At 56.9% G+C, this 7,186-nt stretch carries 5 protein-coding genes; 3 read left to right on the forward strand and 2 right to left on the reverse strand.

From position 1 onward, the window contains the following. Nucleotides 1-135 precede the first annotated feature (135 nt). Together P1S46_10580 and P1S46_10585 are read right to left on the reverse strand one after the other, a co-directional pair. Nucleotides 136-1,431: a radical SAM protein gene (locus tag P1S46_10580; GenBank protein ID MDF1536923.1), complete on the reverse strand. Its 1,296-nt coding sequence runs from the start codon at nucleotides 1,429-1,431 to the stop codon at nucleotides 136-138. 187 nt (nucleotides 1,432-1,618) lie between these two features. Next, nucleotides 1,619-2,815: a hypothetical protein gene (locus P1S46_10585; GenBank protein ID MDF1536924.1), complete on the reverse strand. Its 1,197-nt coding sequence runs from the start codon at nucleotides 2,813-2,815 to the stop codon at nucleotides 1,619-1,621. 304 nt (nucleotides 2,816-3,119) lie between these two features. Here P1S46_10585 and P1S46_10590 point away from each other — a divergent pair, with 304 nt between their 5' ends. The 3 genes from P1S46_10590 (at nucleotide 3,120) to aroF (ending at nucleotide 7,092) form a co-directional block, all read left to right on the forward strand. After that, on the forward strand, nucleotides 3,120-4,517 hold the full coding sequence (locus tag P1S46_10590; protein MDF1536925.1) for a multiheme c-type cytochrome: 1,398 nt from the start codon (nucleotides 3,120-3,122) through the stop codon (nucleotides 4,515-4,517). 201 nt (nucleotides 4,518-4,718) lie between these two features. Next, nucleotides 4,719-5,819 (forward strand): hypothetical protein, encoded by a 1,101-nt coding sequence (locus P1S46_10595; GenBank protein ID MDF1536926.1) that lies wholly within the window; start codon nucleotides 4,719-4,721, stop codon nucleotides 5,817-5,819. Nucleotides 5,820-6,060: 241 nt separating this feature from the next. Continuing rightward, nucleotides 6,061-7,092: a 3-deoxy-7-phosphoheptulonate synthase gene (gene aroF / locus P1S46_10600; protein MDF1536927.1), complete on the forward strand. Its 1,032-nt coding sequence runs from the start codon at nucleotides 6,061-6,063 to the stop codon at nucleotides 7,090-7,092. Nucleotides 7,093-7,186 lie beyond the last annotated feature (94 nt).

Raw genomic sequence — 7,186 nt, forward strand, 5'->3', positions numbered from 1 at the left:
GCTTTTTTTCAAAGAGCTGGAACGGTTCAAACTGCTGCTGAAACCGTTCAAATTGCCTGGCGCGCCAATGGCCGCGGATTTAAGGGGGCGGTTTAAAGGAATAGCCTTAAGAAATAACATGTGTGTGAGTCCATGTTATTTCCTGAGGGATGGATTGAAATATCCATACCTCAGATCCGGGAACCGCTTCTGAAGCTCCCCCATGGCCTGCCGCACACCGCCGGCCGTTCCGCCGCTGAACGTTCCCGACCCTTCCAGGCACTCCATGTACAGGTCCGGGTCGATATTGAGGTTCCTCCACTGGATCATGGAGACCTTCCCCCGCCCCATGAGGCTGGTCATGGCCTCGATCTCGGCTCGCTGGTCCGTGACACCGGGGAATACGAAATAGTTCACAGAGACAAACCGGTCATACTCCCTGGCAACCTCCATGCTCTTGACAACATCCTCAAACCGGTACCCCACCGGCCTGAAGTACGCCTCGTAAAGCTCCGGCCGGGCTGAGTTCATGCTCACCCGGATACTGTCCAGCCCGGCGGCAAAAAGGGCCTCGAGGGCCTTCGGATCGCTGGCGTTGGTGTTCAGGTTGATCGTCCCCTTGTCCGTTTTTTCCCGGATAAAGGCGATGGATCGCTCCAGGAGTTTCCAGTTGGTCAGGGGCTCTCCCTCACACCCCTGTCCGAAACTAACGACTGCTTCACTGGCCGTTTCGATATGCCTGACGGCGACCTGGGCTACCTCTTCCGGGGTAGGAATGAAATCGATGCGGTCCTGGGTGCACGGGACAGAGGAACCCTCCTGGAGGGAGATGCAGCCGATACATCGGGCGTTGCATCCCCTGGAGGTTGGCAGAGGGGCCTCGTACCGGCCCAGGAACAGGTTGCGAGCGGCCGGACAGCGGTAAACTGTGCAGCAGCGGGCCAGGTGGGCAATGAGTCGGTTGTCAGGGTTGGATCGGACCCTCTGGCGTGCGGCCTCGTCTTCCTCACCATCGGTCGGGAAGTTGTCAAGATCCTGCCTAATGTCGGGATCGATACGGATCCCGGCTGCTACAAAACCTTCATCTTTCCAACCTGCTGCGGCGTAGGCGTACAAGGGCAGAACCGGTGCCACCTTTTCCTTTTCGAAGGCAGACCACAGCAGGACCGTGTGAGCCGGAGCAAGGAATGCCGATACGGCAAAAATAGGCTCACCCTGAAATGACCTGACGGTTTCGATGATGCCGGTGTCGGGATCGATCCCCACCGGGCGGCGGCCGGGCAGGGTGTGGAGGTCAGAGCCGTAAGGCAGGGGAATGAGCTCCCCGGCAGCCGGGGGCCGGTGCTTCCGGCCGCTCGATCCCGCCATCCTGAGATGAGGATGCTCGAAGACCTGTCCGTCCCCGTCGGACATGAGCATGAAAGGAAGATGCCTAAGGTCGGTCTCGGTCATAGTCTCGATCCCGGTAATAGTGACAGGGACAGGAATGGGAACAGGAACATTAATGGCGATCAGCGGGCTGAACGATACGCCGCTGCAATATCATGGAGGAAAAGCCTTGACGCAGGGCTGCGCTCACCCGCAGGGAACCGCGGAAAAACCTCCGGGACCTGTATTTTGACCCTGTCCTTCCCGATGCTTACCGGGCCCCGCCAAGCACCAGGAGAAGGCTGTTTTGGCCCAGCGGTTTCCCGGTTTCCTCGATCTGCAGGTCCTTGAGGTGACCACCGAAGACCAGCACCCTCGACACACTGATGGCCTGTTCCTGCATGCCGGGCGTATAATACAGGATGTTTTTTCCCTTCCCCTTGATCCCGGGATCAGGATCCATACCTGTAGCATAGCTCTTTTTCTGAAGAGCCTTGGTGACGCTTTTTTCAGTTGCTGAATCCGTGACCCCTTCCGCGATCATGACCACTACAATAGTGCCAGGCGTTGGTGACACGGCACGTTTTGTTTTTACGGCCTTTTTCTTTTTGACCTTCTTGTCGACCCTTTTGGGCCCCTTGCCGTCACTGAACACGATCGTCGCTGTGGTCGTCGCTCTCAGGTCGTAGACGCTGTCAGCCAGGCCAACCCCTGCTGCAAAACCCCACTGTAAACCCTTCGGCGAGGATTTTCGGACCCCAACCAGGGCGTTGCCTTCGGTAACCTTGTCATCCCCGAGAGCTCCGGAATGGGTATGGGTCGACCCTGAAACCTCTGCCACTAGATCCCACGTTTCTCTCAAGGATTTCTCAAACCATAACCCGTAGAGCAGATCCGAATCCTCTCCGCTCACAGATTTGAGGTATTTTTGATAGCCGAGGTTTACACCGAAAGTCAGCTCTTCTGATCCGCTGGAGTAAGCCAATCGCAGGCCCGGGACGGTGGTGTTAAGTGTAAAAGGAAACAGGGTGCCTTCATCCGCCGTGGGAAGGATAACCGAAAGTTCCCCTGCAAAACCGGATCTTGCTATCTCACCGCGCACGAAAGCACGAAGGTCCAGCATGTCGGATTCGTTGAATTCCGGGTCTCTGACAATATAGGGGATCGTAATTCCGGTCAGGATGTTCTGACTGGGGCTGTACGCGCCAGTGATCTTGAAGATAACATCCCAGTCGTCACTGTTATCGGTGTTTCTGAAAAGATCGATGGCGGAACCCAGATTCCAAAGCCCTGTGCGGCCGATGTCCCCTGTCCAGGTATGAAACAGGCTGTCAGGAGTGACGGGTTCAATGATAGCGAGAGTTTGTAAGCCAGCCGAATCAGGATATAGATAATCTGCTTGCAGGGTGGGCGGTATGGCCAGGAAAAGAAAGGAGATGACTATCAAAAAACTACGCTTAACCAACATTTTTGTCTCCAAGTAGCAGCGTTCAGGACACAAAGATAACATGTTCCGGGAAACTATATGGAAAAGGTTTTATATGTTTTTTCGGCAAGTCCCCAGATTATTCTTTTCACTTTATCATATATTTTCACTGACTCGCATACTTTAACTTCTGCCTTGATTCCCCGGAATCTCGATTGATTTTCGAGATCCCGGATTTCGTGTTTCTGCTGAAACTTGCTTAAATAACTGTTATAATTTTAGTTTATGGACATTGGTTCACTTAATTCCGATAAAAGCCCACCAACAATCTTAAACGGAGGATACCATGAAAAGAGCGACGATCATCCTGGCATCGGCACTGCTGCTGACGACACTCATGACAGGTGGAGGGTTTGCCGTGGACATGGAGAAGTTTCCCTTCTTCCCATCCCTCTTCAATACGAAAACGGGTGGCCCGGTGTCCAGCACCGAGTTCGAGGACCCGGGACAATGCAAGATATGCCACGGGGAGATCTACAAGCAGTGGCAAGGCTCCATGCACTCCAATTCCTGGCTCGACCCGGTGTTTCAGGCACTCTGGAAGGTCGGGGACGATGAGACCGACGGAGCCATCCGCAACCTGTGTGCCGGGTGTCATTCGCCCATCGGTACGGTGGCCGAGGAGGTGGTCTTCGACCCGGACAAGGGGCGCTTCGTCGCTGGCCCGCTGGCGGAAAAGGGCGTTCAGTGTGATTTCTGCCACACGGTATCCGAATCCACCTGGAGGGACACCCCTGCGGCACAGCCCATGAACGGATCCCTCATCATGGATCCGGGTGACGTCAAGAGGGGCCCTTACCGGGAATCCGATTCCCCCGGTCACGACACGGCTTACTCGGAGCTTCATACCTCGGCCGAATTCTGCGGCTCCTGCCACCACGTTTTCCATCCGGTGACCAACTTTCCCATCGAGCGGACCTACGATGAATGGAAACAGTCTGTCTACGCCCGGGAGGGGATCGTCTGCCAGGACTGCCACATGATGCCGCTGGAAAAGGCCATCGAGGCTGCCAGGACCATGAAAAAACCGGTGAATCCGGGCAAGGCTTCCCCTCTGGGACCGGACAGGGACACGGTCTATACCCACGAATTTGTTGGCGGCAACTTTGCTGTTCTGGCTCTGCTGGGAGCGGATAAACACGCCGGGATAGCCAGGGAGAGGCTCAAAAGCGCGGCCGAACTGAAGATCCATCTTCCTGAAAAGGCAATCACGGGGCAGTTGGTCAGGTTCAAGGTGGAGGTTGTCAACGTGGGAGCCGGGCATAACCTTCCCACGAGCCTTACAGAGGTCCGCCAGATGTGGCTGGATGTCACGGTCACAGACCCGGGGGGCAACGTCCTCATGCGCTCGGGGGCCGTCGACGACCATGGCGCCATTGATCCCGAGGCCAATATTTTTCACACCGTGGCCGTTGACAAGGAAGGCAACGTGACCCACAAGCCGTGGGCGATCTCCTACTTTTCAGAGGTCCGGGTGATCCCCCCCAAGGGGTCAGACACCAGCACATATACCTTCCTGATGCCTGGCAACCTGAAGAAGGGGGAGCTTTCCATCACTGCCGTGCTGCGTTACCGTTCCTTCTCACAGCACCTGGCCGACCTGCTCCTCGGTGAAGGCAAGGTCCAGGTTCCTGTGGTGGACATGAAAACGGAGCAAGCGGCGCTGAAAATTTCGAAGAAATGATGAGAGCGCCGCTTGCAGTGTCTAGGGTCTGGAGTCTAGGGTCTAGAGTTTGGAAAAAACGATCGTCATCGCGAGCAGTTAATAAAGCGAAGCGATCTCAGGAAATGATGGAAAAGCCTGAGACTGCTTCGGTCAAATACCACCTCGCAGTGACAAGTCTTTTTGAATTTTGAATATCGAACTGGTTTCAAGGAGCCAACAATGAAAAGAAAAGCGGCCTGGTTGATCGTTTTTATGCTTGTCGCGGCTGCCCCATCGGATGCCGCGAAAGATATCGTGTCGCCGGGGGACTTCTTGCCCGATTTTCGTTTTGTCACTTCCCTGTCCACCGGGGACGCTGCCTATCTGGGAGTGGCCGAGGAGATCTCCGGAAAGGGGCACTTCCTGGCACAGGACGTCTGGGGCGATATCCTCGTTGTGGAACTTTTCAACCGGTTCTGCTACGGCTGCCAGCAGGGGGCGCCCATTATAAACAGGGCTTATGAACTGGTGGCCTCCGACCCGTTTCTGTCCACCAGGGTCAGGTTTTTAGGTGTCGGTGTCGGGAACAACCAGAAAACGGTGGATGATTTCAGCCGTGAGTTCGGGGTACAGTTCCCGCTGGTCCCGGATCCGAAGTTCAGTCTCCTCGACGCCCTCGGCAATCCGGGCGGTACGCCCTACACGATGATCCTGCGCCGCACGAAGGAGGGGATGATGCTCATGGGAGCCCATTTCGGCGTGCTGGATTCCGCCGGGGAGTTCGTCCGGGAGGTGCGGGAAGTGGCGGAGGGCGATGTGGAGCAGTTGATCGCCAGTGCCCAACCCGTCGAGCTGGCCGCCTGGGTGGAGAAAGAACTCAAGCCGGACCTCACAGATGCCAGGATCGAGGAACTGGTCCTTCAGTGCATGGAGAGAGCCGGCTACGGATCGGTAGGCCTTTACACGGTGGATCTTCCGGATGGCGGCAAGGTGTATGTGGGCGAGAGCGGTCGGGGAAAAGTGTTCTCCAGGGTGATCAGCCGGCTTCCGGTGTGCGACGTCTGTCACCCGATCCACTTCATCCTCACCGTCAGTTTGGGGGGACAGGTAGTGGATTTTGATTCCATCAGCGTGACCAAATACTGGAACAAGGAGTGGACGGCCGAGGAGATCGACTGGATGCGAAAAAGGCTGCTGGGCCAGTCCGTGCTCAAGGAACGGGCCTTTGACCCCGAGGTGGATGCCGTGAGCACAGCCACCATCTCTTCCTCCCTCATCTTCGACAGCCTTTCCAGGACAGGACCCCTGGTCCGGATCCTGAAGGATGGGGGGCATCTGTAGATGAGTTCACAGTGAACAGTATACAGTGTACAGTGAGAGCGTTATTTCGGGCCGGTTGACACCGGCCCGAAAATGTTGGATGAAAGTTGATGGACTCGCGAAAAGTCCCGGATTGGACTTTTTGCGACCCTGTCAAAGTTATTTGTGCCAGATAAAACGCTAACAGCGAGATTTCGAGCGGTATTCGGAAGTAACTGTAAACCGTGTACTGTAAACCGTTAACTGGAAACGGAGTTTCCCCATGATCATCGTTATGAACGCCGGAGCTTCCACGGAGCAGCTCGAAGAGGTCATCCACAGGATCGAGGAGTTGGGTTACACGCCCCACGTCATCCACGGAGAGACCCGGAACGTCATCGGCGCCATTGGAGACGAACGGGGCAAAGCCCGTCTCCAGTATCTGGAGTCCCTGCCCGGTGTGGAACGGGTCGTTCCGATACTGCGCCCGTACAAGCTGGCCAGCATCGAGGTCAAGGACCAGGGGGTCGGGGAGCGGAGCTCCTTCGAGGTCGCCAGGGGGGTTGTGGTCGGCGGACCGAGGATCACCGTCATCGCCGGGCCTTGCAGCGTGGAAAGCAGGGAAAGCCTCGTGGAAACCGCCCTGATTGTGAAAAAGGCGGGGGCCAGCATCCTGCGCGGCGGGGCGTTCAAGCCGCGTACCTCCCCCTACGCGTTCCAGGGGCTGGAAGAAGAGGGGCTCAGGCTCCTCGCCGAAGCCAGTGAAGCCGCGGACATCCCCACTGTCACCGAGGTCGTGAACCCCGGCGATGTGGACCTTGTGGCCGGATACGTGGATATCCTCCAGATCGGAGCGAGGAACGTCCAGAACTTCGCGCTCTTGAAACGTCTCGGGGGAGTGGACAACCCCATCCTGCTCAAGCGCGGCATGATGACCACCATCGACGAGTTCCTGATGTCGGCCGAGTACATCCTGTCGGCGGGCAACAGCAGGGTCATCCTGTGCGAACGGGGGATCAGGACCTTCGAGACCGCTACCCGCAACACCCTGGACCTGAGCGCTGTTCCGGTGCTCCGGGAAAGGACCCATCTGCCGGTCATCGTGGACCCGTCTCACGCGGCGGGGCACTGGCAGTACGTTCACTCCCTTTCCCTGGCTTCCATTGCTGCCGGGGCGGACGGGATCATGGTGGAGGTGCACCCGGAGCCGGAACTCGCCCTTTGCGACGGTCCCCAATCGCTCAAGCCGAAAAAGTTCGAGGCTCTCATGGCTGCCCTGGAGAAGGTGGCGAATGCAGTGGGGAGGGAGATCTAGAATCGGAATAAGGAATATTGATGGACTCGCAAAAAGTCCATCAACGCGCCCCGCGCGGGGCGCCCAAATCAATGACTCACACCGTAAGTCATTG

It is taken from the genome of bacterium, assembly GCA_029210545.1.
Classification (GTDB): domain Bacteria; phylum BMS3Abin14; class BMS3Abin14; order BMS3Abin14; family BMS3Abin14; genus JARGFV01.

Bases quoted from the DNA above. Each gene is read 5' to 3' on its own strand.
- P1S46_10595 (MDF1536926.1), top strand. From the start codon at position 4,719: ATGAAAAGAAAAGCGGCCTGGTTGATCGTTTTTATGCTTGTCGCGGCT.
- aroF (MDF1536927.1), top strand. From the start codon at position 6,061: ATGATCATCGTTATGAACGCCGGAGCTTCCACGGAGCAGCTCGAAGAG.
- P1S46_10590 (MDF1536925.1), top strand. From the start codon at position 3,120: ATGAAAAGAGCGACGATCATCCTGGCATCGGCACTGCTGCTGACGACA.
- P1S46_10585 (MDF1536924.1), bottom strand. From the start codon at position 2,815: ATGTTGGTTAAGCGTAGTTTTTTGATAGTCATCTCCTTTCTTTTCCTG.
- P1S46_10580 (MDF1536923.1), bottom strand. From the start codon at position 1,431: ATGACCGAGACCGACCTTAGGCATCTTCCTTTCATGCTCATGTCCGAC.